Annotated in this window: 16 protein-coding genes; 5 read left to right on the plus strand and 11 right to left on the minus strand. The window is 74.0% G+C overall.

Translation table 11 applies throughout. The annotated features are described in order from the left end of the window. Window positions 1–29: 29 nt before the first annotated feature. Window positions 30–1520 (minus strand): NAD-dependent succinate-semialdehyde dehydrogenase, encoded by a 1491-nt coding sequence (locus tag BGP79_RS14260; protein ID WP_076696600.1) that lies wholly within the window; start codon window positions 1518–1520, stop codon window positions 30–32. Between the two features lie 147 nt (window positions 1521–1667). Next, entirely contained in the window at window positions 1668–2522 is an 855-nt protein-coding gene (rsmI, locus tag BGP79_RS14265) for a 16S rRNA (cytidine(1402)-2'-O)-methyltransferase (protein ID WP_076696602.1), read from the minus strand. Between the two features lie 213 nt (window positions 2523–2735). Between rsmI and BGP79_RS14270 the strand changes: the two genes are divergently transcribed. Both BGP79_RS14270 and BGP79_RS14275 read left to right on the plus strand, forming a co-directional pair. After that, window positions 2736–4466: a dolichyl-phosphate-mannose--protein mannosyltransferase gene (locus tag BGP79_RS14270; RefSeq protein WP_076696604.1), complete on the plus strand. Its 1731-nt coding sequence runs from the start codon at window positions 2736–2738 to the stop codon at window positions 4464–4466. A 16-nt stretch (window positions 4467–4482) separates the two neighbouring features. Next, the gene (locus BGP79_RS14275; protein WP_076696606.1) at window positions 4483–6429 is read left to right on the plus strand and encodes a long-chain fatty acid--CoA ligase; all 1947 of its coding nucleotides are present in this window, start codon (window positions 4483–4485) and stop codon (window positions 6427–6429) included. 152 nt (window positions 6430–6581) lie between these two features. Here the strand turns inward: BGP79_RS14275 and BGP79_RS14280 are convergent, their stop codons facing one another. Both BGP79_RS14280 and BGP79_RS14285 read right to left on the minus strand, forming a co-directional pair. Next, window positions 6582–8726 (minus strand): TIGR01906 family membrane protein, encoded by a 2145-nt coding sequence (locus BGP79_RS14280; protein ID WP_076696608.1) that lies wholly within the window; start codon window positions 8724–8726, stop codon window positions 6582–6584. Between the two features lie 245 nt (window positions 8727–8971). Next, window positions 8972–9964, minus strand: a complete 993-nt coding sequence (locus BGP79_RS14285) for a stage II sporulation protein M (protein WP_198928490.1) — start codon at window positions 9962–9964, stop codon at window positions 8972–8974. A gap of 131 nt (window positions 9965–10095) precedes the next feature. Here BGP79_RS14285 and BGP79_RS14290 point away from each other — a divergent pair, with 131 nt between their 5' ends. Then, on the plus strand, window positions 10096–10890 hold the full coding sequence (locus tag BGP79_RS14290) for an RDD family protein (RefSeq protein ID WP_076696610.1): 795 nt from the start codon (window positions 10096–10098) through the stop codon (window positions 10888–10890). Window positions 10891–11057: 167 nt separating this feature from the next. On the opposite strand, the gene BGP79_RS14295 is transcribed toward BGP79_RS14290, so the two are convergent. The 3 genes from BGP79_RS14295 to BGP79_RS14305 form a co-directional block, all read right to left on the minus strand. After that, window positions 11058–12332 carry an Ig-like domain-containing protein gene (locus BGP79_RS14295; RefSeq protein ID WP_143588437.1) on the minus strand — a complete coding sequence of 425 codons (1275 nt, stop codon included), beginning with the start codon at window positions 12330–12332 and terminating at the stop codon, window positions 11058–11060. Between the two features lie 263 nt (window positions 12333–12595). Then, window positions 12596–14119 (minus strand): adenosylhomocysteinase, encoded by a 1524-nt coding sequence (gene ahcY, locus BGP79_RS14300; protein WP_076696612.1) that lies wholly within the window; start codon window positions 14117–14119, stop codon window positions 12596–12598. Window positions 14120–14238: 119 nt separating this feature from the next. Then, entirely contained in the window at window positions 14239–14625 is a 387-nt protein-coding gene (locus BGP79_RS14305; protein ID WP_076696616.1) for a DUF3499 domain-containing protein, read from the minus strand. Between the two features lie 114 nt (window positions 14626–14739). Between BGP79_RS14305 and BGP79_RS14310 the strand changes: the two genes are divergently transcribed. Then, window positions 14740–15246, plus strand: coding sequence for a hypothetical protein (locus BGP79_RS14310; RefSeq protein WP_143588438.1), 507 nt, complete (start codon window positions 14740–14742; stop codon window positions 15244–15246). Window positions 15247–15295: 49 nt separating this feature from the next. Here BGP79_RS14310 and BGP79_RS14315 read toward each other — a convergent pair whose 3' ends face one another. Genes BGP79_RS14315 through BGP79_RS17070 form a run of 3 tightly spaced genes read right to left on the minus strand, consistent with a single transcriptional unit; the run spans window position 15296 to window position 21153 of the window. After that, complete coding sequence (locus BGP79_RS14315; RefSeq protein WP_143588439.1) at window positions 15296–16972, minus strand: DUF5719 family protein; 1677 nt, start codon at window positions 16970–16972, stop codon at window positions 15296–15298. Continuing rightward, window positions 16965–20597 (minus strand): glycosyltransferase family 2 protein, encoded by a 3633-nt coding sequence (locus BGP79_RS14320; RefSeq protein WP_076696618.1) that lies wholly within the window; start codon window positions 20595–20597, stop codon window positions 16965–16967. Before BGP79_RS14320 ends, BGP79_RS14315 begins: the two co-directional genes overlap by 8 nt. A gap of 7 nt (window positions 20598–20604) precedes the next feature. After that, window positions 20605–21153 (minus strand): WhiB family transcriptional regulator, encoded by a 549-nt coding sequence (locus BGP79_RS17070; RefSeq protein ID WP_076696620.1) that lies wholly within the window; start codon window positions 21151–21153, stop codon window positions 20605–20607. A 502-nt stretch (window positions 21154–21655) separates the two neighbouring features. On the opposite strand from BGP79_RS17070, the gene BGP79_RS16795 reads away from it, so the two are divergent. Next, on the plus strand, window positions 21656–22360 hold the full coding sequence (locus BGP79_RS16795; RefSeq protein ID WP_076696622.1) for a TIGR03089 family protein: 705 nt from the start codon (window positions 21656–21658) through the stop codon (window positions 22358–22360). A 73-nt stretch (window positions 22361–22433) separates the two neighbouring features. Here BGP79_RS16795 and BGP79_RS14335 read toward each other — a convergent pair whose 3' ends face one another. Next, window positions 22434–23015, minus strand: a complete 582-nt coding sequence (locus BGP79_RS14335; protein WP_076696623.1) for a GtrA family protein — start codon at window positions 23013–23015, stop codon at window positions 22434–22436. Window positions 23016–23151 lie beyond the last annotated feature (136 nt).

The following is a 23151-nucleotide window of genomic DNA, read 5'->3' on the forward strand; positions in this document are numbered from 1 at the left end:
CCGGCCGCTGCCGGCCGGCAACCGGATCGTCAGGCCAGGTCGGCCCAGGGGTCGCTGATGCCGACGTACTGGGTCGAGAGGTACTCGGAGAGGCCCTCGGTGCCGCCCTCGCGGCCCATGCCGGACTGCTTGACGCCACCGAACGGCGCGGCCGCGTTGGAGATCACCCCGGCGTTCAGGCCGAGCAGGCCGACCTCGAGACGCTCACCGATCCGCAGGCCCCGGTTCAGGTCCTTCGTGAAGACGTAAGCGGCGAGACCGTACTCGGTGGCGTTCGCCAGCCGCACGGCCTCGTCCTCGTCGTCGAACACCGTGATCGGCGCGACCGGCCCGAAGATCTCCTCCTGGAGGATCCGGTTGCCGGCGGGCACGTCCGCGAGCACCGTGGGCTGGTAGAAGTAGCCGTCGCCCTCGGCGGGCGCGCCACCGACGAGCGGCTTCGCGCCGTCCTCCACGGCGGCCGTGACCAGCTCGTGCACCTTGTCCCGGCTCTTGGCGTCGATCAGCGGGCCCACCGTCGTCGACTCCTCGGTGCCGCGGCCGAGCGTGAGGGCCTTCATCTTCTCGGCGAAGGCGGTGCTGAACTGCTCGGCGACGTCGCGGTGCACGAGGAACCGGTTGGCCGCGGTGCACGCCTCACCCATGTTGCGCATCTTGGCAGCCATGGCGCCCTCGACGGCGGCGTCCACGTCGGCGTCCTCGAAGACCAGGAACGGGGCGTTGCCGCCGAGTTCCATCGAGGTGCGCAGGACGGTCTCCGACGCGTCGGCGAGCAGCCGGCGGCCGACCGGCGTCGAACCGGTGAAGGAGATCTTCCGCAGCCGGTCGTCCTTGATCAGGGGCCCGGTGACCTTGCCGGCGCTGGTGGTGGCGACGACGTTGAGGACGCCCGCGGGCAGCCCGGCGTCCATCAGCACCTGTGCGAACAGCTGCGAGGTGAGCGGGGTGAGGGCCGCCGGCTTGAGCACCATGGTGCAGCCCGCCGCGATCGCGGGCGCGATCTTGCGGGTGGCCATGGCCAGCGGGAAGTTCCACGGGGTGATCAGCAGGCACGGGCCGACCGGCTTCTTCACGGTCAGCACCCGCAGCTTGCCCTCCGGCGAGGCGGAGTACCGGCCGAAGGCGCGCACGGCCTCCTCGGAGAACCAGCGCAGGAACTCGGCGCCGTAGGTGACCTCGCCCTTCGCCTCGGCGAGCGGCTTGCCCATCTCGAGGCTCATCAGCAGGGCGAACTCGTCCGCCCGGGCGGTCACGGCGTCGAACGCGCGGCGCAGGATCTCCCCGCGCTCACGCGCCGGGGTGCGGCCCCAGCTCTCCTGGGCGGCAGCGGCGGCGTCGAGCGCGGCCTTGCCGTCCTCGGGGCTCGCGTCGGCGATGCTGAGCAGGGTGCGTCCGGTGGCGGGATCCTCGACGTCGAAGGTCGCGCCGCCGGTGGCGTCGCGCCACTGGCCGCCGATCAGCAGTCCGGTGGGGACCCGGTCGAGCAGTTCCTTCTCACGGTCGGCGATGGTGGCGACCACGGCATTCTCCTTCGTGTCCGGCTCGGATGGTGGGTGGACAGCACCCGGTGCGGGCGCCGTCTTCGTGATCCACGCTACGGGCGGGCCCGGGGACTGTCCATGTGCATCCGGTCGACCGGGACGGGGTCGACTGGTGCGAATGCACGATCAGGGGGTGGGCTGCCGCAGCGCCGCCTCGTACAGATTCCGCCGACTCAGCCCGGTGCTCGCCGCGACCTGCGCGGCGGCGTCCTTCAGGCGCGTGCCGGCGGCACGCAGCGCCGCGACCTCGGTGAGCGCGTCGTCCAGGGACACCGCCGGGGCCGGCGGCGCTCCGGCGACCACGACGACGATCTCCCCGCGCGGCGGGTCCTCCCGGGTGCCGGTCAGCAGGGCCTCCAGCGGTCCGCGCCGCACCTCCTCGTGCAGCTTCGTCAGTTCCCGGGCCAGCGCGGCCTCCCGAACCGGGCCGAACGCCTCGGCCAGGGCCGCGAGCATCACCTCGACCCGGTGCGGCGCCTCGAAGAAGACCATGGTGCGGGGCTCGGCGGCGAGCTCGGTCAGCCGGGCGGCGCGCTCGCCCGTCTTGCGCGGCAGGAAGCCCTCGAAGCAGAACCGGTCGGTCGGCAGCCCGGAGAGGGCGAGGGCGGCGAGCACGGCGGAGGGACCGGGGGCGACGGTGACCGGGACGTCCTCCCGCACCGCGGCACTGACCAGTCGGAAGCCGGGGTCGGAGACGGCGGGCATGCCGGCGTCGGTGACGATCAGCACGGTCGCACCGGCGCGGGCCGCCTCGAGCAGCTCGGGGGTGCGGGTGGCCTCGTTGTGCTCGTGGTAGCTCGTCACGGTGCCGGTGGTGGTCACGCCGAGGCCCTGCAGCAGGCGGTGCAGGCGGCGGGTGTCCTCGGCCGCGACGACGTCGGCGGTGGCGAGCAGGGTGCGCAATCGGTCGCTCGCGTCCCCGAGGTTGCCGATCGGCGTCGCCGCCAGGACGATGACGCCGGTCCCCTCACGCTGCTCCACACCGTCGAGGGTACCCGGCGCGGTGTCGGGCCGACCGGCGGGCCCGAGACCGGGTGCAGGACACCGGACACCCGACACCCGACACCCGACACCCGGTCGCAGCCGAGGCCGGCGTGTCCCGGGACCGAACTGCGGGACGCTCGTTCCCGACACCCCGCCCGACACCTGCCGTCACGCCCGGGACCGCACAGCACCGGCCCGTAGCATGGTCGGGTGAGCCACCCAGCGAGTCCGACCGAGACCGATCCCGCGTCGACCCGCCCGGTATCCGCTCCCACCACGTCCCGGCTCCGCCGCTCGTGGAGCATCGCCTCCCGGCGGGTGCTGGCCCCCGGCGAGGCCCTCACGTTCACCGCCCTGAAGCTCCGGCTGATCGGCTTCCCCGCGGGCCTCGGCTCGGCCGGTCTCGGCCCGGCCGGGTGGGCGCTGATCGCGGTCGCCGCCGTCGTCGGCGGGCTGCTCCGCTTCGTCCGGCTCGGCGAGCCGCACTCCCTGGTGTTCGACGAGACGTACTACGTCAAGGACGCCTGGTCGATGCTGCAGAGCGGCTACGAGCGGACCTGGCCGGACAACGCCAACGCGGCGTTCATCGCCGGGCGCCCGGTGCTGGAGAGCAATCCGGAGTACGTGGTCCACCCGCCCGTGGGCAAGTGGCTGATCGCCGTCGGGATGTGGCTGTTCGGCTCCGACAACGGGTTCGGCTGGCGGTTCAGCGCGGCCGCCGTCGGCACCTTGAGCATCGTGCTGATCGGCCTCGCCGCCTGGCTGCTGTTCCGCTCGCGGGTCCTCGCGGGCCTCGCCGCGCTGTTGCTCGCCATCGACGGCCACCACCTCGTGATGTCCCGCACCGGGCTGCTGGACATCTTCCTCTCCTTCTTCCTCCTCGCCGCGTTCGTCGCCCTCCTGCTGGACCGGGACGACGGCCGCCGACGGCTCGCGCGTCGGCTCTCCGACGCTGCCGCGGACGGCCTGGGCACCGTGACCGCCGCCCGGCCCGCGCTGCTGCGGACCGGCCCCTTCCTCGGGTTGCGGCCGTGGCGGTTGGCCGCCGGGGTGCTGCTCGGCCTCGCGCTCGGCACCAAGTGGTCCGCCCTCTCGTTCGTCGTCGTCTTCGGCCTGATGACCCTGCTGTGGGATCTGAACGCCCGCCGGCTCGCCGGCATCCAGCACTGGATCCGGGCCGGCATCGTCAAGGACGGCCTGCCCGCCTTCGTCGCGATCGTGCCCGTCGCCTCCGTCACCTACCTGGTCACCTGGACGGGCTGGTTCCTCTCCGGCGACGCGTGGGACCGGCAGTGGGCGGCGCAGAACCCGTCGACGACGTGGGGCTGGATCCCGGCGTCCCTGCGGTCGCTGTGGCACTACCACCTGACCGCGTACCAGTTCCACCAGGGACTCAGTGCCGAGCACCCCTACCAGGCCAGCGCCTGGACGTGGCTCGTGATGGGCCGGCCGACGTCGTTCTACTACGAGTCCCCGGCCGGACCGGTGGGCGGCTGCGACGTGCAGAAGTGCTCCTCGGCCATCCTGTCCGTGGGCAACCCGCTGATCTGGTGGACGGCGGCCCTGGCTCTGATCGTGCTGCTGTTCTGGTGGATCGGCCGCCGCGACTGGCGGGCCGGCGCGATCCTGGCGGGCGTCGCGGCCGGCTACCTGCCGTGGTTCCTCTATCCGGACCGGACGACCTTCTTCTTCTACGCCGTCTCCTTCGAACCGTTCCTCGTCCTCGGCCTCACCATGGTCGCCGGGAGGGTGCTCGCGACGCCGCGAACCGCCGACGACGGCCCGGTTCCGGTGGCTCGCCGCCGGTGGGGCATAGTGGTGATCGGGGTGTTCGTGGCGGCCGCGCTGCTGCTCACCGCGTTCTTCCTGCCCATCTGGACGGCCGAGGTGATCCCCTACGAGCAATGGCGGCTGCGCATGTGGATGCCCAGCTGGATCTGAAAGCGAGCGTGTTCGGGTGACCCACCCCCTCCATCCCTTCCCCTTCAAGGAAGCGAGCACGGAGCTCCTCGTCACGGTGGACCGCCAGTCCAACACCACGGACCTGCTGGCACAGCTGGCCCGGCGCAGCCCCTGGACGCCCCTGTACGCGGTGCGCTCCGGCGACGGCTGGAGCGACGTCACCGCCGGCGACTTCGAGGACCAGGTCAAGGTGCTCGCCCGCGGCCTGATCGCGTCCGGGCTCAAGCCCTCCGACCCCGTCGCCGTATTCTCCCCCACCAGCTTCGAGTGGAGCCTCGTCGACTTCGCCATCTGGTACGCCGGCGGCGTCACGGTGCCGATCTACGAGACCTCCGCCCCCGCGCAGATCGCCTGGATCCTGGCCGACTCGGGTGCCCGGCACGTGTTCGTCGCCGACGGCGGACGACGCCGTGCGGTCCAGACGGCCGCCGAGGAGGCCGGCTGCAGCCCGAGCATCTGGCTGATGTCCGACGACGGGTACGGCCCGGACTTCTCGGACCTGCGCCTGCTCGGTGAGCCCGTCGCCGACTCCCTGCTCGAGGCGCACCGCGCGAGCAACACCCTGGACACGCCCGCGTCGCTGGTCTACACCTCGGGTACCACCGGCCGCCCCCGCGGCTGCATCATCACCCACGCGAACATCAGCGTGCTCGCCCGCAACACGGTCCCGGTGCTGCGGGAGGTGATCGGAGAGAACGGGCGGACGCTGATGTTCCTGCCGCTCGCCCACGTGCTCGCCCGCGCCGTGCAGGTGATGTGCCTGGTCGGTCGCGTGCAGATCGCCCACGTCAGCAATCCGGGCACGCTGATGCGCGACGTCGAGACGTTCGCCCCGACCTTCCTGCTCGGGGTGCCGCGCATCTTCGAGAAGATCTTCGCCTCGACCCAGCGCCGGGCCGAGAACACCGGGCTCGGCAAGCCGTTCGCCGCGGCGGTGCGCACCGCCGTGCGCTGGTCCGAGCTGGAGCAGGAGCGAGCCTGGTACCGCGGTCCCGCCTCCGCGGCGCCGCGGATCCCGGTGCGACTGCGCGCGGCGCACTCCCTCTTCGACTCCCTGTTCTACCGCCGGCTGCGCACCGCGCTCGGCGGCTCCCTGAACTACGCGATCTGCGGGGCGAGCGCGCTGGACCCGCAGCTCACCCACTTCTTCCGCGGTGCCGGCATCCCCGTGCTCGAGGGCTACGGCCTGACCGAGACGACGGCGCCGGCCGCGGTGAACGTGCCGACCAGCACCAAGGTCGGCACCGTGGGCATCCCGCTGCCGGGGACCACGGTGCGGATCGCCGACGACGGCGAGGTGCTGATCCGCGGCATCGGCGTGTTCGCCGGCTACCACCGCGGCGGCCCGGTGCGGCACGATCGCGCCGAGGCGGCGCCGTTCGACCCGGACGCCGTCGACGGCGTGCACCTGGATCCCTCGACCGTGGAGGAGCTGCCCGCGGACGGCTTCCTGCGCACCGGCGACCTCGGCCGGCTCGACGACGACGGGTTCCTCACCATCACCGGACGGCTCAAGGACCTCATCGTGACGGCGGGCGGCAAGAACGTGGCCCCGGCGCCGCTCGAGGAGGCCCTGCGCCGGGACCTGCTGGTCGACCAGGCCGTCGTCGTCGGCAACGACCGGAAGTACGTCGCGGCCCTGCTGACGCTCGACGAGGAGGAGCTCGCCGTCTTCGCGTCCCGGCACGGCCTCGGCACCCTCACCCTCACCGAGGCGGCGGAGAACCCGCAGATCCGCGAGCACCTGCAGCACGTCGTGGACGAGGCCAATGCGGCCGTCTCCCGTGCGGAGAGCATCCGGCGGTTCACCGTGCTGCCCACCGCCCTCTCGCTCGAGTCCGGGCACCTGAGCGAGAGCCTGAAGGTCAAGCGGGACGCCGTCACGCACGACTTCGCCGACGCCATCGACGCCCTCTATGCGCCGGAGACGGCCTCCACCTGAGCCGGGCCGGCAGCGGCCCGTCCGGCTACCCGGGACGGGCACCCGAGGAACACGAAGGACCCGTCACCGCGGCTGCGGTGACGGGTCCTTCGTCGTTGCGGGTCGTCGTGGCGGTTCGCCGTCCGACTGCTTGGCCATCCCCAGGCGGATCCTCAGGCGGCGAGTGCCTCCTCGTGCTCGGCCATCGACCGGCGCAGAGCCTCCTGCGCCGCGCGGGACCGGTCACGCCGGCGCCGGGTGGGCCAGGTCATGATCAGGGTCACGAGGCTGACGATCAGCACGATGCCGCCGATGACGATGCCGGAGTCGACCCAGAACTGGGACGGGAAGAGCCGGATCAGCGCGTCGTTCTCGTAGAAGGTCCAGTTGCCCTGGGAGAACAGCACCCGGTGGAACGTGGTGAAGAACAGGCTCCAGTCGATCACCGCGAACACGCCGAGCGCGATGATGACGACCAGCGTGATCACCGACCCGGCGAACAGGCCGCGCCGCACCCCGCCGAGGTACCGCTTGGCCAGGTAGATGACGGCGATCAGGGCGAGCACGGCGAGCACCGCGGCCGCGATGTAGGTGATGCCGATGACGTTCTTGACGTCGACCATGTGGCTGACCTCGCCCTCCGTCAGGAGGGAGCCGCCGTCCTTGCCCGGGATCTGGGTCAGGTAGCGCGGGTTGGCGAAGTTGTTGATGTAGTCCTCGACGGCCGAGCCCCACGTGAGCCGGTCGTCCGTGGTGTAGCCGTAGGTGTCGACCGGGAAGCCGGGCCGGTGGTACTCCAGCCAGAGGAACAGCGGGGACGCGACGGTGCGGATCGCCGCGACGAGCAGCACGACCGGGAAGGCGATCGCGAGCACGACCTGCCAGAACCGCCCGGCCGCGGGCTTGCCCTCGAGGGCGGCGTCGCGCCGGGTGGCCCGGCGTCGCGCTTCCTCGTCGTCGAGCTCGGCGACGGCGACGCCCGGACGGTCGCGGTCGTCGTGGTCGTCGACGACGCGTGCCTCCGTTTCCCGGCGGGACGAGTCGAGCGGCTGGCCCGGCGCGTCCGACGAATCGTCACGGACGGGTGCGGCGACGGGCTGGGATGTGGTGTCCCGTTCGGTCCGGTGGGTGCCGGCGGCCACGGCCCCGCCGGCGAGGGCCGCACCGGCCGCGGTCGCGCCGATGGCGTCCGCCCCGGCGTGCCGGTCGGTGTCGGCCGAGTCGTCGCGGTCGGTGTCGGTGTCGGCGCCGTCGCGGTCGGTGCTGTCTCCGCGGATACCGGCGCGTTCCTGGCCGGTGCGGTCGCTCGGGTCGGCGTCGCGCCGGGCTCGGTCGTCGTCGGAGGTCGTGGACGCGGCCGTCGGCTCGGCGCCGGCGTCGGCGGTCCCGAAGGCGTCCTCCCGGTCAGCGGCGTCGTCCGGACGACCGGCCGTGGTGGCGTTCCGGGTGCCGTCGGTGACCTGCTCATCCTCGTGGGCGGGGCCGGCGACGGCGGCGGCGCCGAGGGGCGCGGGAACCTGCTCGCCCGGGGCCGACTGCGTCGCGGCACTGCGGCGGTCGATCGTGGTGGCCCCGGGGGCGGCGCGGCCGGCGTCGCTCCGGGCATCCGTCTCGGTGATACCGGTGCCGACGGCCGGCGCGGCGGACTCGGCCTCCTGGACGTCGGTGCCGCCGGTCGAGCCGGAGCTGTCGCCGAACTCACGGTCCCAGTCGTCCATCGCCGCCGCGTGGTCGAACCGGTCCCGCCATCCGTCGCCGCCACCACGGACGTCCTGCTCGGAAGCGTCCTGGCCGGAGGCGTCGCCGGGGAGGTCCCGTCCGGCGTGGGGCGCGGCGGACGGGTCGGCGGCCGGGACCGCCCGGTCCGCCGGATCGACGGCGGCCGCGGTGCCGCCGGCTGCGGGGGTGTCGGCTGCGGTGCCGCCGGCTGCGGGGGTGTGCTGGTGAGCCTCGTCCTGCCCGTCGGTCTCGTCGGGGATCAGCGGCACGGGCTCCGTCACCCGGACGCCGTGATCGGCGGCCTGACCGCTGCCGTCATCGGCCGGTCCGTCCACCGGATCGCCGAACCGGGCGTTGCCCGGCTGGTCGCGGCCGAAGGGGTCGCGCGTGACGTCGTCGTGCTGGGGGGCGCCCAGATCGCCGTCGTGCTGGTCGTCGTCCTGCCGGCGGGCGTCCTGCTCGCTCGGCGCGGCCTCCTGCTCGGACCGGTCACGGCGGTACTGCTCGGCCAGCTCGCGCGAGGTGGGGATGTACCGGTCGCCGTCGTCGGTGTCCAGCGGCGGGTACTCGTCCTCGGGTCGCGGTGTCCTGCTGCTCACGGATCTCCTCGTTCTCTGCCGGTCGGATCGGGGCCGCCGGGTTACCGGACCGGCCGGCGCAGGGCCGGCCTGGGGCCAACGCGGTCGGCGACCGGACCGCAGGGCGGCACGGCATCGGTCTTTTCTCCCCACGAGGCTACTCGCCGCAGGCCCCGCATCCGCGGCGTGGCGCGGCGGTGACGCCCACGCGTTATCGAACCGTGGTGTTGTGGTCCCGACGCTTCAGCACACCGGGCGGCCGCCGGTCAGGCGGCGAGCTCGTGGAACCCGGCGTCGGCCGCGTCGAGGTCGCCCCGGTGGCCCGACCGGACCGCCCGGCGGCCGAGCACCAGGACGTAGGTCCAGAACGCCGCCAGCACGAGCGCACCGATGCCGATCCGCAGCCAGGTGGGCAGGCCGCTCGGCGTCACGAACCCCTCGACCATGCCGCTGACCGCGAGCACGAGGACGAGGCCGAGCGCCACGGTGATGAGGGACCGGCCCTCCTCCGCGAGCGCCTGCAGCCGCGTCCGGGGGCCGGGCCGTACCCATGCCCAGAAGATGGCCAGGCCCGCGGCCCCGGCGACGAACACCGAGGTCAGCTCCATCAGGCCGTGCGGGAGGATGTACGCGAAGAACGTGTCCGTGCGGCCGTAGGCGACCATGATGCCGCCGGTCAACCCGAGGGAGACGGCGTTCTGCATCAGGGTGGCGGGGACCCACAGGCCGGTGATCCCGAAGGCGACGCACTGCGCCGCGATCCACGCGTTGTTGATCCACACCGAGCCCGCGAAGGACGCGGCGGGGTTCTCCGAGTAGTACCCGACGAACTGCCGGTCGACGAGCCGGCGTCGGGACGCCTCGGTGCCGAGCGTCGCCAGCACCTGCGGGTCCGACGCCACCCAGAGGGCGACCATCGTCGCGATCGCGCAGAAGATCACCCCGATCACGACCGTCCACCACCGCAGTCGGTACAGGGCTGCGGGCAGGGCGATGACGAAGAACGCGGCCACGTCCTCGGCGAGGTTGGAGCGGGCGCCCGTGAAGCGGGTGCGGGCGCGGGCCAGCCGGGAGGAGAGCAGGGTCGACGTGGAACTCTCCGGCGCGATCGACCGGAGCAGCGAGAGATGGGTGGACACGCGCTGATAGAGCGCGATCAGTTCGTCGGCCTCGGGCCCACTGAGCCGCCGACGGCGTGACAGCACGGCGAGTCGGTCCCAGTCGGGTCGGTGCACCGCCTCGAAGGCGTCGATGTCCACGCGCACAGCCTAACCGTGCACCGCGTGGGATCCGGGGGAACTGCGACGGTCGCCGCACGTCAGGGACGGGACGGGCGCCGCCGACGGCGTCGGGCGGTGGGTTACAGTGACCGCATGAACGGGCCACGGCCGTGACGTCGATCGTCAGCGGGGAGGCGGTCGTCCTCGAACTGCGGCCGGCGACCTTCGCGTCCCGCGGCGCCGGCCTGCTGATCGACCTCCTCGCCCAGGTGCTGCTGTTCGTGGCCCTGCTGCTCCTGGTGGGCCCTGCGGCGCAGGACCTCGATCCCGCGGCCGCCCGCATCCTCGTCCTCGGGCTCGTGCTGCTGGTGCTGGTCGTCCTGCCCATCACGGTGGAGACCCTCAGCCGCGGCCGGTCGCTGGGCAAGCTCGCCCTCGGTCTGCGGATCGTGCGGGACGACGGCGGCAGCATCCGGTTCCGGCACGCGATGATCCGGGGGCTGCTCGGTTTCGTGGAGATCCTCCTGACGGTCGGTTCCCTGGCCCTGGTCGTCTCCCTCTTCAACGAGCGGTCCAAGCGGCTCGGCGACATGCTCGCCGGCACGTACAGCGTGCGGGAGCGGGTAGCGGTGCGCCGCCGTCCGCTCGCGCAGACCCCGCCGTCGCTGGTGGCGTGGGCGCAGCTGGCCGATCTCGGCCGGTTGCCGGACCCGCTCGCGCGCCGCGTCCGCCAGTTCCAGCAGAACCTGACCCGGCTCTCCCCCGAGTCCCGGCACCGCATCGGGGCGGCCCTGGCCGCGGAGGCGTCCGCCTTCGTCGCCCCCGCACCCCCGACCGGCACCGCGCCGGAGGACTATCTGGCCGCCGTGATGAGCGAACGACGGCGCCGGGACACCGATCGGCTGGAGGTCGCCCGCGACCGCGCGTCGGCGCGGTCCGTCACCCTGCACCGCCTGCCCTACTGAGGCGACGGTCGGACCGGTCCGACACGCGCCGGGAAGACGATCGGCCGACGGCAGGCGTCAGGCCCCCGACACGCAGCAGGTCCCGATCGGGAGCGTTCCTGATCGGGACCTGCTGCGTCAGCCCGCCGAACGGGCCGGAACCCGGGGACCGGGTGCGGCTGCGCCGCTCAGTTGGCCCACTTCGCCCACGGCACGTTCCAGTCGCCGAATCCGTCGGTCGGCTCCATCGGCCCGTACCCGGTGTTCTTGACGATGACGACGTCGCCGGCGGTCATGTGCTGATAGACCCAGCCGGCGGCGGCCGGTGACATGCCGATGCACCCGTGGGAGACGTTGATCTTGCCGAGGTAGGGCTGCGCGGAGGGCAGCGCCTGGTGGATGAACTCGCCGCCGTTGGTCAGCCGGCTCGCGTTGTGCACGGTCAGCGGCGGGTAGTAGTGCGGGTCGCCGGGCTTGAGCCCGAGCGTGCCCGCGTTGAACTTCGTCGTCGCGTACTGGTCCATGATGACCTTCGTGCCGTAGGTCGAGGGCCAGTCCGCGTCACCGAGCGTGACCGGGTCGTCGCGGACCTTCTTGCCGTTGACCGTGATGATCATGCGCTTCGTCTTGTCGTCGGCGACGGCGATCTTCGCATCCCCGATCTTCACCGTGCGCTTGATGTCGGTGTTGCCGATCTGGCCGTTGCCGAAGTCGACGCCGAAGAGCTTCGCGTCGATCGTGACGGTGCTGTTCGCCTTCCAGTACTGCGGGGCGCGGAAGCGGACCACCTGGTTGCTGTACCAGTGGAAGTCGCCCTTCTGCCCGGCGCTGGAGGTGATGGCGATGGCCTTTTCCACGGCGTCGCGGTTCACCACCGGCTCGCTGAAGGTGAACTGGATCGGCTGACCGATGCCCACGGTCGTCAATTCCGGGCCCGGGTAGACGAGGGCGTCCGCCTCGTTCTGCGGGACGACCGTGGTGAACTGCTGGCTCGCCGTCCGGGTGGCGCCGGCGGCGTCCCGCGTGGTCCACGCGAGGGTGTAGGCGGTGTCGAAGGCGAGCCGCTTGCCCGAGGTCCACGTCGTGCGCGCTCCGTCGACGCTGCCGGTGACGGCCGTACCGTCGGCGGCCGTGAGGGAGGCCGTCGCGAGCGTGCCGTGCGCCACCTTCACCGTCACGGGGGTGGCCGGGTTGACCTCCCGGGAACCGGCGACCGGGTTCGTCGTCACGGTCACGGGCGCCGCAGGAGCGGTCGAGGTGGGCCGGGCGGAGCTCGTCGTGCTCGGGCTGGCCGTCGATGTCGAGCTCGCTGAGCTGCTCGCCGGCCGGGTGGCCGAGCCCGCCGACGTGGGCGCCGAGGTCGTGCACCCGCTCAGGGCGACGACCAGACCGGTGGCGGCGGCCAGGGCCGCGAGCCGCAGGGAGGGACGGCCGTGAGGCGGCCGGGAGGAAGCAGATGACACGTGAGAACCCCTTGTTCGCGGGCGTCCACGCCCATGCTCCGAGTCTAGGTGACCGCGCCGCCCCGCCCGTTCAGGTTGCGGTCGACGGACGGCGACGCGTCGTGGTGGCGACGGGAGGGTGTGGCCCGGACGCCGGCGCCCGGCGGAACCCGCTGATCCGGGTGTGCGTGGTCCGGACACGTGACCGGCGACGACGCCGAACGACCCGGACCGCGGTCCGGGTCGTTCGCTGTCGTGCGGTGTCGCGGCCCCGGCGTGCCGGATCAGTACCGGTAGTGCTCCGACTTGTACGGGCCCGCCACGTCGATGTCGAGATACTCGGCCTGGTCCTTGCTCAGCTCGGTCAGCTCGACGCCGAGCGCGTCCAGGTGCAGTCGGGCGACCTTCTCGTCGAGCACCTTCGGCAGCACATGCACCGCCGGCTCCTCCTCGGGCTCGGCGGTCCACAGCTCGATCTGCGCGAGCACCTGGTTGGTGAAGGACGCGCTCATCACGAAGCTGGGGTGGCCGGTGGCGTTGCCGAGGTTGAGCAGGCGACCCTCGGAGAGCACGATGATGCTGCGCCGCTCGCCGCCCTCGGTGGCGGTGGTCTCCGCGTTCTCGGAGGCGTCCGGGAAGATCCACTCGTGCACCTGCGGTTTGATCTCGACCCGCTCGATGCCGGGGATCCGCGCGAGGCCGGCCATGTCGATCTCGTTGTCGAAGTGGCCGATGTTGCCGACGATGGCCTTGTCCTTCATCTTCTCCATGTGCCGGGCCAGGATGACGTCCCGGTTGCCGGTCGTGGTGATGAAGATGTCGCCGACGCCGACGACGTCGTCGAGCGTGGCCACCTGGTAGCCGTCCATCGCGGCCTGCAGCGCGCAGATGGGGTCGATCTCGGTGACGATGACGCGGGCACCCTGGCCGCGCAGGGCCTCGGAGGCGCCCTTGCCGACGTCGCCGTAGCCGCACACGACGGCGACCTTGCCGCCGATCAGCACGTCGGTGGCCCGGTTGATGCCATCGGGCAGCGAGTGGCGGATGCCGTACCGGTTGTCGAACTTGCTCTTGGTCACCGCGTCGTTGACGTTGATGGCCGAGAACAGCAGCTGGCCGCGGGAGGCCAGCTGGTAGAGCCGGTGCACGCCCGTCGTGGTCTCCTCGGAGACGCCGCGGATGCCGTCGGCGATGCGGGTCCAGCGCTGCGGGTCCTCGGCGAGGCTGGTCCGCAGGGTGTCGAGGACGATCGTGTACTCCTCGGACCAGTCCGCGTCGCCCTCCTGCGGGGCCGGCGGCACGGCGCCGGCGGCCTCGAACTCGACACCGCGGTGCACGAGCAGGGTCGCATCGCCACCGTCGTCGAGGATCATGGTCGGCGCGACCGGCGCCCCGTTCTCGTCGGTGAAGTCGAAGATCCTCGACGCGGCCCACCAGTACTCGGGCAGCGACTCGTTCTTCCACGCGTACACGGGCACGCCCTGCGGGTCCTCGGGGGTCCCGGTGCCCACGACGATGGCCGCGGCGGCCTCGTCCTGCGTGGAGAAGATGTTGCAGCTGGCCCAGCGGACCTGTGCGCCGAGCGCGGTGAGGGTCTCGATCAGGACGGCCGTCTGCACCGTCATGTGCAGGGAACCGGCGATCCGCGCGCCGGCCAGCGGCTGGCGGGGGCCGTACTCGGCGCGCAGCGCCATCAGGCCCGGCATCTCGTGCTCGGCGAGCCGGATCTGGTGACGGCCGGCGACGGCCAGGGACAGGTCGGCCACCTGGTAGTCGGGGGTGGTGTCGAAGGATGAGTCGAATGCCACGGGTTGTCCTCCTCGGGAACGGGTGGGCGCCGGGCCCGGGTGATCGGTCCGCTCACGGCCCGGAGCGGGTCGGCCGGCGTGATGCCGGGACGGGTCGGGGTGGGCGGTCGGAGCGGGGGTCAGGGCTGCTGTTCGCGCAGGATGCGCAGGTGGCCGCGACGGACGCCGGTCGCGGACGGTGCCTCGAGCGGCTGACCGGGTTCGCGCTGGCCGGCGGGCGGCTGCGGAACCTCGGGGGTGGAGTCGGTGCGCGGCCGGCGCACGATGTCGGCGAGAGCGCCGAGGTCGTCGACCGGGCCGGCCTGCGGCAGGTGCAGGCGCACGACCTCCCAGCCGCGCGGGGCGGTCATCCGCTGGGCGTGATCGGCGCACAGGTCGTACGTGTGCGGTTCGGGGTAGAGCGCGAGCGGGCCGAGCACCACGGTGGAGTCCGCATACACGTAGGTCAGCGTCGCGACCGCGGTCTGGCCGCAGGCGGTCCGGGTGCACAGTCTGGAGGATCCCACGAGCAACCAGCCTACTCCCGGCGGTGGGTCCTCCCGGCCACCGCCTCGCCGGTCCCGCCGCCGACGCGGGGCCCCGCTCCGCATGTCCCGGGTGGGACGGACTAGAGTTCTGTCATGCACGACAGCGTCGGCCCGTCGCCCGTTCCGCCGGTCCCCGCCGAGGGTTCCGTGGACGTGTCCCGCCCCTTCTCCCACCGTCGCCGGAACCGGCACGGCCGGGGCATGAGGAGTGGACCCCTCCCCCTCGGCGCCCCGGTGCGCCGCACCCGTGCGGACGTCTTCGATGACGCCGTCCTCGATTCCGCCCAGCGGCTGCAACGACTGCACCGCCCGGCCCTGGACGCCGTGTCCTTTGCGGTCCAGCAGATCCCCGACGACCTCGAGCAGCTGCGCGCCCGCGCCACCGGTGAGCTGCTGGCCGACGGCGGCATCCCGATGGGTCGCCTGGACGAGCGGGACGGCCGGGTCGTCATCGTGGTCTTCCGGCGGGTGGTCGAGCAGTTCGCCGGTCGCGACATCCCCCTGGCCGATGCGGTGCACGACGCGATCGTCGAACTCGTCGCCTCCTGGCTGCACTGGGATCCCGAGGCCGTCGACCCGCACTACGGCCGCTTCGACTGAGGCTCCGCGCTCGACCACGGCAACGGTGGAGCCGCTGACTCGCTGACGGTCAGGGGCCGAGACGCAGCGGGATCTGCCGGACGGCCTCGTCGGGCTCGGGCACGGCCGCGATAGCGATGCCACTGGTCCCCGACGTCGTCACCTGCGCGGCGTACACCGCTCCCCCGCCGGACTGCAGCACGACCGCGGCCGCGCCCGGCGCTCCTTGACGCGGATCCGTGAGCACGCTCCGGCCGGCGCCGACGCGCACCGTGCGTGCCGTCCCGAGCCGGCCGTCCGTGCCGACCGGGCGGATCGTCACCGTCGCGTCCCCGGCCGGTGCGGTCAGGGCCAGACGCGCGGTGCCGACGGGCACGACGGGCAGGACGGCGTCCTGGCCGAGCCGAGCGGTGGCGCCGGCCTGGGCGATGTCGACCGGACGGCGCACGGCGGTGCCGCGCACGGTCCGCACCCCGGCGGTCACCGCGACGTCGGACTGCACGGTGATCCCCCACACCCCGGCCGGCAGGGCCTGCAGCGGCACCGTCGTCACGGCCCCACCGCGCGCCCGGACCACCCCGGCGCTGCCGAGCGCCACCTGACCCGACGGTCCGTGCGCCTGCACGCGGACCGTGGCGTCGCCGTCGCCGGCCACCGCGATCTGCAGCACCGGGACCGTGTCGGGCGCCGCGCGGCGCAGCGCGGCCGAGGCCGCCGGGGACTCGATGAGGACGCCGGGCACCGTGCGCGTGAGGGCCGGCCCCTGCGCGGGGGTGAGGTACTCGATTCCGCCGGGGGTGAGTCCGCGCAGCACGCTCTGCTGGATGACGGCCGCGACCGGCGCGCCCTTGCTGCGCACCCGCACCCCGAGGTCGGACTGGCCGGGCGCGAGTCCCGCGAGGACGATCGAGCGACTGCCCCCGGGGGCGAGGAGCAGCCCCTGGCTGCCCGCGGCGGTGATCGGGCCGCGCGTCCCGGTCAGATCCAGGTCCACGGTCGCGGGGCTGGTGCCCGGGTTGTGCAGGGTGAGGATCGCGGTGCGGCCGACGGTCGTCGAGGCGCCGAGCAGCCAGAGGTCGTTGCCGGGACGCTGGCAGCCGGCCGCCGCGAGCCCGCGGAGGTCGCCGTCGTCGGCGCGGTAGCCGAGCACGGCCGCGGCCGTCGTCGGCGTCTGCCCCACCGGGGCCGCGCGCAGCACCGAGGGGGCCGTGACGCCGATGCCGGTGCGGGCGGCGGCCCGCGCGGCACCGGTGGCGGTGCCGGAGGAGGACCGCGGCACCTCGGCCAGGGTCGCGAGCGGGCGTTCCCCGCTCAGGGGTTCGAGCACGGTGCCGCCGAGGACGCCGCTGCCGGTGCTGCCGACGACGGCGCCGACCGTGGTCCGCGCGCTGGCCGAGACAGGGCTGAACCGGGGGTCCGTACCGGATCCGGCAGTGAGCAACCGCGGCGCGCCGGGGCAGACGGCCGTCGTCTCGGCGGCCGGCACGGGCGCGACCGGGGCGGCGACGGAGCGGGCGCCCGCGGCGGGGGCCGTCCCCGGGATCAGCACGGGGCCGGCCACGAGCGCGCCGGCGGCGGCGAGCACGACGACGGACGCCGCGACGGACGCCGCCACCCGGCCGCGGCCGGTGCCAGCCGGTCGGTCCGATGCGGCTCGCTCGGGAGCCGGATGTCCCGACGCCGGACCGGCGAGCGCCGGCTCTTCCGGCGACGTCGAGCCGGCGGATCGGGCCGGGGTCTCAGCCACGGGACGCCCCCTCGGGTTCGCGATCGGATCGGGTGACCGGGTCCCCGGTCGTCGGCGCTCCATCGCCGTCGTGGTCGTTCTCGGGGGGTCCGTCCTGACCGCGTCGGTCGCCGTCGTCGCCTCGGGGTGTCGATCGGCTCGTCGACCCGTCCCCGGTGGCCGGGGTACCGGTGGACCCGGCGCGCATCGGCGCGGGGTGGGTCCCGGCGACGTCCGCGGCGGTCGCACCCGCGCGGGCGGCGGCCCGGTGCAGCAGCGCGGCGTCGGACTGCTGCCAGTGCGGGGTGAGGCGGTGGGGCATCCGCAGCGGCAGCGCGAGCAGCAGGGTCAGGAGCAGGACGACGCCCTGCGCGGCGGCCCACCAGGGCGCGGCGGGGTGCCGGTACTGCGCGTGGAACGCGCCTCCTCCGGCGGGCACCGCGAAGGACTGGGCCCACGCCGACCGCCCGGTGCCGGTGCCGCCCGCGACCGGCGTCCCGCCGACGGTGGCGTTCCAGTGCACGTCGGCGCGCTCGGCGAGCACGACGTGCCGGCCCGGGGTGCCCGGCGGCAGCTGGGCGACCGTGCCGTCCGCCGTCGTCGGCAGGTACATCAGCGTGCCGCCCTGCGCGTCGACGAGGCGGGCGCGGGCGACGACGGTGGCCCTGCCGGACGCGACCGCGGCCGGAGTCACGCGCCACAGCCACCCGGTGTCGGTGCGGCCCACGGCCACGAGCCCGGGCACGGTGTCGATGCGGGAGGCGAGCAGGTCGGTGCTGCTGCCGGCCCCGCGCAGGACGACGAACGCGGCGCCGAGGGACTCCAGATCCGCGGCCGGGTCCACGCCGTTGGCGGCGAGCACGGTGGCCGCGGCGCGGCGGGTGAGGGCCGTCGCGGGATCTCCGCCGGCGCCCGTGGCCTCCGCGGCGCCGTCGGCCGCGACGGCCGTCGACGCCCCGGCGCTGCCCTGGCCGAGCACGGTCGAGGAGAGGGCGTCCTCCGTCGTGCCCGTGCCGCTGACGAGGGAGGCCGTGGTGTCCTGGTGATCCGCGGCGTCGAGCACGAGGACGCGGGACCGGTCGGATCCGGTCGCGCGGTCCGCGGCGGTCGCGGGCAGGGACCGGGCGGGGACGGTGTGGACGGCGTCGGCACGGCCGGTCAGCACCGCCAGCTGGGCGGGACCGCCGTCGAGCCGGCTCGCGGCGAACAGGCCGAGCCCGGCCAGCGGCGCGACGCAGAGGACGGTGCACAGCAGCACGCCGGTGATCCGTCCGCCCCGGCCGAACGGGGTGCCGGCGGTGTCCGGCCGGTGGCGCCGGTGGACCGTCCACGCCTCGACACCGCTGGCGGCGGCGATGAGCAGGCCGAGGGCGATCAGCGACACCGCCGGGCCGGGGTACGGGCCCACGACGGTGCCGTCGTCGGCCGTCCCGGTGACCAGCACCGACGCCAGCAGACTGGTGCCCAGGCCGAGCAGGACGGCGAGCCACGCGCCGCGGGCGGTCGCGGCGCGGCGGGGAGCGGCGAACAGGGCGGCCACGGCGAGGGCGAGCGCGGGTACACCGACGAGAAGCGCCCCGACCAGCACCCACGGCCCGCCGGGCAGCGCGGCCGCTGCGGCGTCCAGCTGCAGTCGTTCGGGGAAGCCGAGCAGTTGCAGCCCGAGGGGCGCGGACCGGGTGCCGAGCGGCAGGCCGGGATCGGCGAGGACGATCCGGAAGGACGCGACGGCGTCCGCAGCGGTCGTGCCGGCGCTCGCGGCGATCAGCCGGTCCACCAGCACGGGAGCGACGAGGACGAGGGGCGGCAGCAGGGCCCAGACGGCGGTCCGGGCACGCCGGCCCAGCACCAGGGCGAGGACCAGGACGCCGGCGACCAGCGCGGGCAGCAGCACGGGCGCGGACGCGGTGACGGCGGCGGCCGCGAGACCGGCCGCCGCCGCGGCGGTCCACGACGGCGTGCCGCCGGTGCCCGCGCGCGGCAGGTTGCCGATGCTGCTGACGCGGCCGCGTGCGTCGATGCGGTGCGTGCGTGCGCCGCCGACGGCCCGGACGGTGCCCAGCACGGCGAGCGGCAGCAGCACGTGGGCGAGCACGGCGCCGAGGCGGCCCGCTCCCAGGGCGGTCTGCAGGGCCGGCACCGCCGCGTACACCAGCGCCGCCCAGAACCGGACGGACCGGCGGGCGGTGACCGCGCCGACGGCGAGCCACGCGGTCAGGGCGCTCAGCGCGAACGCCAGCGGGAACAGCCAGGCGACGACCATCGAACCGTTGCCCGCCCCGAGCAGCGCGAGGCCGGCGAGCAGGACGGTGAACGGGTCCGGCACGGCCGGCCAGCCGGCGCCCAGCGCCGACCACCAGGAGGTGGCGTGGGCGAGCACCGCGCCGAGCTCCGGCGAGAGGGGTAGCAGGGCGCCGCCCGCGACCGCGGGCCCGGCGAAGAAGGAACCGAAGGCGAGGGCGCCCGCGGTGAGGGTCAGCGCGACGACGAGCAGGACGGTCGCCGTGCTGCCGTTGCGGGCGGGCGTGGCGAGGGAGGTGAAGTCGTCGCGGCCGACGGTGTCACCGGTCGCCTCCGTCGTGCCGTCCGAGGCGCCCGTGCCGTCCCCCACCACGGTGCCGGCGACGGCCTCGCCGCGGGACCGGCGGTGGGCACGGACGTCCCGCGCCGGGGTGAACAGCGGCTTCACGACGGCCCGGGAGACGCGGCGGCTGCGTTCGGCGCGCCGGCGGGACCGGTGCAGCAGGCGGGGCCGGAGGAGCGCGGAGAGGGTGGCACCCAGCTCGGTGGCGCCGTGGCCGGGATCCTTGGCGAGCAAGCTGACGAGGAAGGTGCCCAGACTACCGAGCAGGGCGCCGAGCAGGGTGAACGGCAGGCGCCAGGCGGGGGCGTGGGTCAGCCGCAGGTGCACCTGGGCACGGCGGCGCAGCGCGTGCTCCCGGCCCCGGGGGCGGGCCGCCGCGCGGTCGGCGGCGTGATGGATGCGGGCGCGCGGTACGACGACCACGCGGTTCCCGGCGAGCCGGTTGCGCCAGCACAGGTCGACGTCGTCGCCGGCCACGGGAAGGGCCGGGTCGAATCCGCCGAGGGCGTCCCACACGTCGCGGCGGATCAGCATGCCGGCGGTGTTGACGGCGAACACGTCGCTCACCGCGTCGTACTGGCCCTGGTCCTGTTCGTCCGGGGCGATCAGGATGAGCCGCTCGGTCCAGCGGCTCACGTGCACGCCGACGTCCAGCAGGGCGCGGGGGTCGTCCCAGTGGACCTGTTTGCAGCCGGCGACGGTCACCGAGGGGGCGGTCTCGACGGCGGCGAGCAGCCGGGCCAGCGCGTCGGGGGCCGGGGCGCCGTCGTCGTGCAGCAGCCAGATCCAGCGGGACTCGGCGGGGCCGGGATCGCCGATCAGTCCGTCGGCGTCCTGCAGGCCGCGGGCGACGGCGGCGGAGAAGACGGTGCCGGGATCGGTGTGCACCAGCCGCGAACCGGCGGGCAGCCCGGCTCGCAGCAGGGCGACGCTACCGTCGCGGGAGCCGGTGTCGACGGCCACGACGGCGTCGACGGGGCGCTGCTGGTCGGTCAGTCCCGCAAGGGTCCGCCGCAGATATCGCTCGCCGTCGTGCGCGACGAGGACGGCCGTGACGTGCACGCCGGTGTCAGACGGCGCGCCTGCGCAGCCGGCGGCGCTCGCGCTCGGACATGCCGCCCCAGATGCCGAACCGCTCGTCGTTCTCGAGGGCGTACTGGAGGCACTGCGAACGGACCGTGCAGGCACCGCAGACCTTCTTGGCGTCGCGGGTCGAGCCGCCCTTCTCGGGGAAGAACGCCTCGGGGTCGGTCTGGGCGCACAGGGCGTCGGCCTGCCAGGAGAGCTCGCCGTCGTCGGCGGGATCCGGGGACGTGCCCGGCAGCCCGAGCCAGATGGCGGGGCTGACCTGGTGGTCGTACGCGTGCTCGGTGTGCTGCGGCGCCGCGGCTGGAGCGCCGGCGAGCGCGGTGACACCGGACTCCTCGAGGGCCTCGTGCTCGGCGAGGAAGGCGGTGGCAGCATCCTCGAGGGACCGCTGCGTGTGTTCCCGGTACCGCCGTGAGGCGTCCGGGTCGGCGGGGTCGACGTACCAGTCGTCGGGGACGGCTCGGGCCCCGTGCCGACTGGCGGTATCCGCGGCGAGATAACGCTCCTGCGCCTGCTCCGCTGCTCCCACTGGTGCTCCTCGTCTGCTCGGTCTACTGGATGGTGCACGGACAGAAGACCGCCTGGTCCCCCCGGTCGGTCGGGCGCATCCGGAGACCCCACCGATCGGCTGGTTGAGACCTCCGGCCGGTGTGCAGACTCGGTCCCGCGGGTCCGCCACCGGCTCGGATGAGGAGTCCGGTCGTCCCCGGCTCTCCCGCGGTGGTGTCCGCTGGTGGTGCTCGGGTACCCTCGGCGGTGGCCGCTCCGGGCTGACATGGTGGATCGCTGGTCGGGTGTGCTGGGTTCTCGTCCGGCCGCGCCTGGGCCGACGACCTAATTACACGCGTGTAAGTACAGCAACGTCAAGCCATTCGGGCGAATGCGAGGCCGCTCCGGCGTGTTGGCCTTTCTCGGGCGTGTCGCACGTCGCGGCACGCCATCGGTGTGCTGGGTGCGCCGGCACGGGGATCTCGCGGCACCGGTCCTGCGAGAGAATGGTGCGGCTCCCCTCCCGACCGGAAGGCTTTCCCATGACCTCCCCCACCGCGGCCGCGCCGTCGCCCCGGTTCCGTGATCTCGACCGCGCCCTCGCGTCCGCCGGCCCCGCGCCGCGGCTGGTCTGGTACGGCTCGGCCGGCGAACGGATCGAGCTCTCGGGCGCGGTGTTGCTGAACTGGGCGGCGAAGACCGCCAATCTGCTCGTCGAGGAGTGCGACGTCGACCCCGGCACCGCCGTCGGCCTGGACCTGCCCGTGCACTGGCGGACGCTGGCGATCGCGCTCGGCGCCTGGCAGACCGGTGCCGTCCTGCACACCGGAGCGGTGGACGGTGCTGTGGCGGTGTACATCGGCGGGGCGCCGGCCGAGGACGGCACCATGCGGGCGGACCACGACGTCGTCGTCGCCCTCGGCACCCTCGACCTCGCCTGGCCGGGCCGGCTGCCCGCCGACGTCCTCGACTACGCGGCCATGGTCCGGGCGTTCGGGGACGGCTTCGGGGGCACCCCCGCGACGGGTCCGCTCGAGCTGCGCCGGGACGGCGAACCGGTCGCGCTGTCCGCGTCGGAGACGGCGGGTGCCGGAACGCGGGCGCTGGATCCGGCCCTCGGCGTCACGGGCACGCTCGTGGCGGCGGTGGGCGCCTGGCTCGACGGCGCGGCCGTGCTGATCACGGACAAGACGGACGGCGTCACCGATGCGGTGCTCGCCTCCGAGCGCGCCGTCCGCGCGTCCTGACGGCGCCGGTGCCGCCTGTCGGTCCCGGCTCCCGGTCGCGTCTCGGCCGCCTCCGGCGGGTGATGCCGCGGCCTCAGCGGCCCTCGTGCTCCATGCCCTGACGCACCTCGTCACGGTGCACCTCGTCGGCGCGGATCTGGCGCAGTCGCTCGGTCTCGGTCCAGCGGTGCTGATCCTGGGCCGCGATGTCGTCGGCGAACTCGGGCTCGGTGTTCAGCTCGGCCGAGAACACCCAGTACCGGTAGGCGATGAAACGGAAGACGGTGCCCAGGGCCAGGCCCACGACGCCGCCGGCGATGAAGGAGGACGTCGTGTCGCGCAGGCCCAGCACGTAGGACGTGAACCACACGCAGCCGGCCTCGATGCCGACGCCGATGGCGTTGATGACGAGGAACTGGACTAGCTCGCGGACCTTGTTGGGCTGCCGCTTGTGCCGGAACGTCCAGTAGCGGTTGGCGACCCAGGCGAAGAGGGTCGCGACGATGCCGGAGACGACCTTGGCCTTGGCGTGGCTGTCGGCCATGGGGCCGTGAACGAGGAGGAACCAGACGCCGTTGTTGATGACGACGCCGACCGCGCCGACGGTTCCGAACTTCAGGACCTCCCGGACGAACATCGAGAACAGCCCACGGAACCGCTCCATCAGTGCCTGCATGCTGACCTCGCCATCGTGCTGGTGGACCGCTGTCGCGCGGATCGTGCTGGTGTCCTGCGGGTCCCGCGATCGTGTCGGGACCGGTGGACATCGGCGACCGCCGGCCGGACCAGCCGCGACCACGGGGACACTCTAC

This window comes from Tersicoccus sp. Bi-70 (assembly GCF_001968825.1).
Lineage (GTDB): Bacteria > Actinomycetota > Actinomycetes > Actinomycetales > Micrococcaceae > Tersicoccus.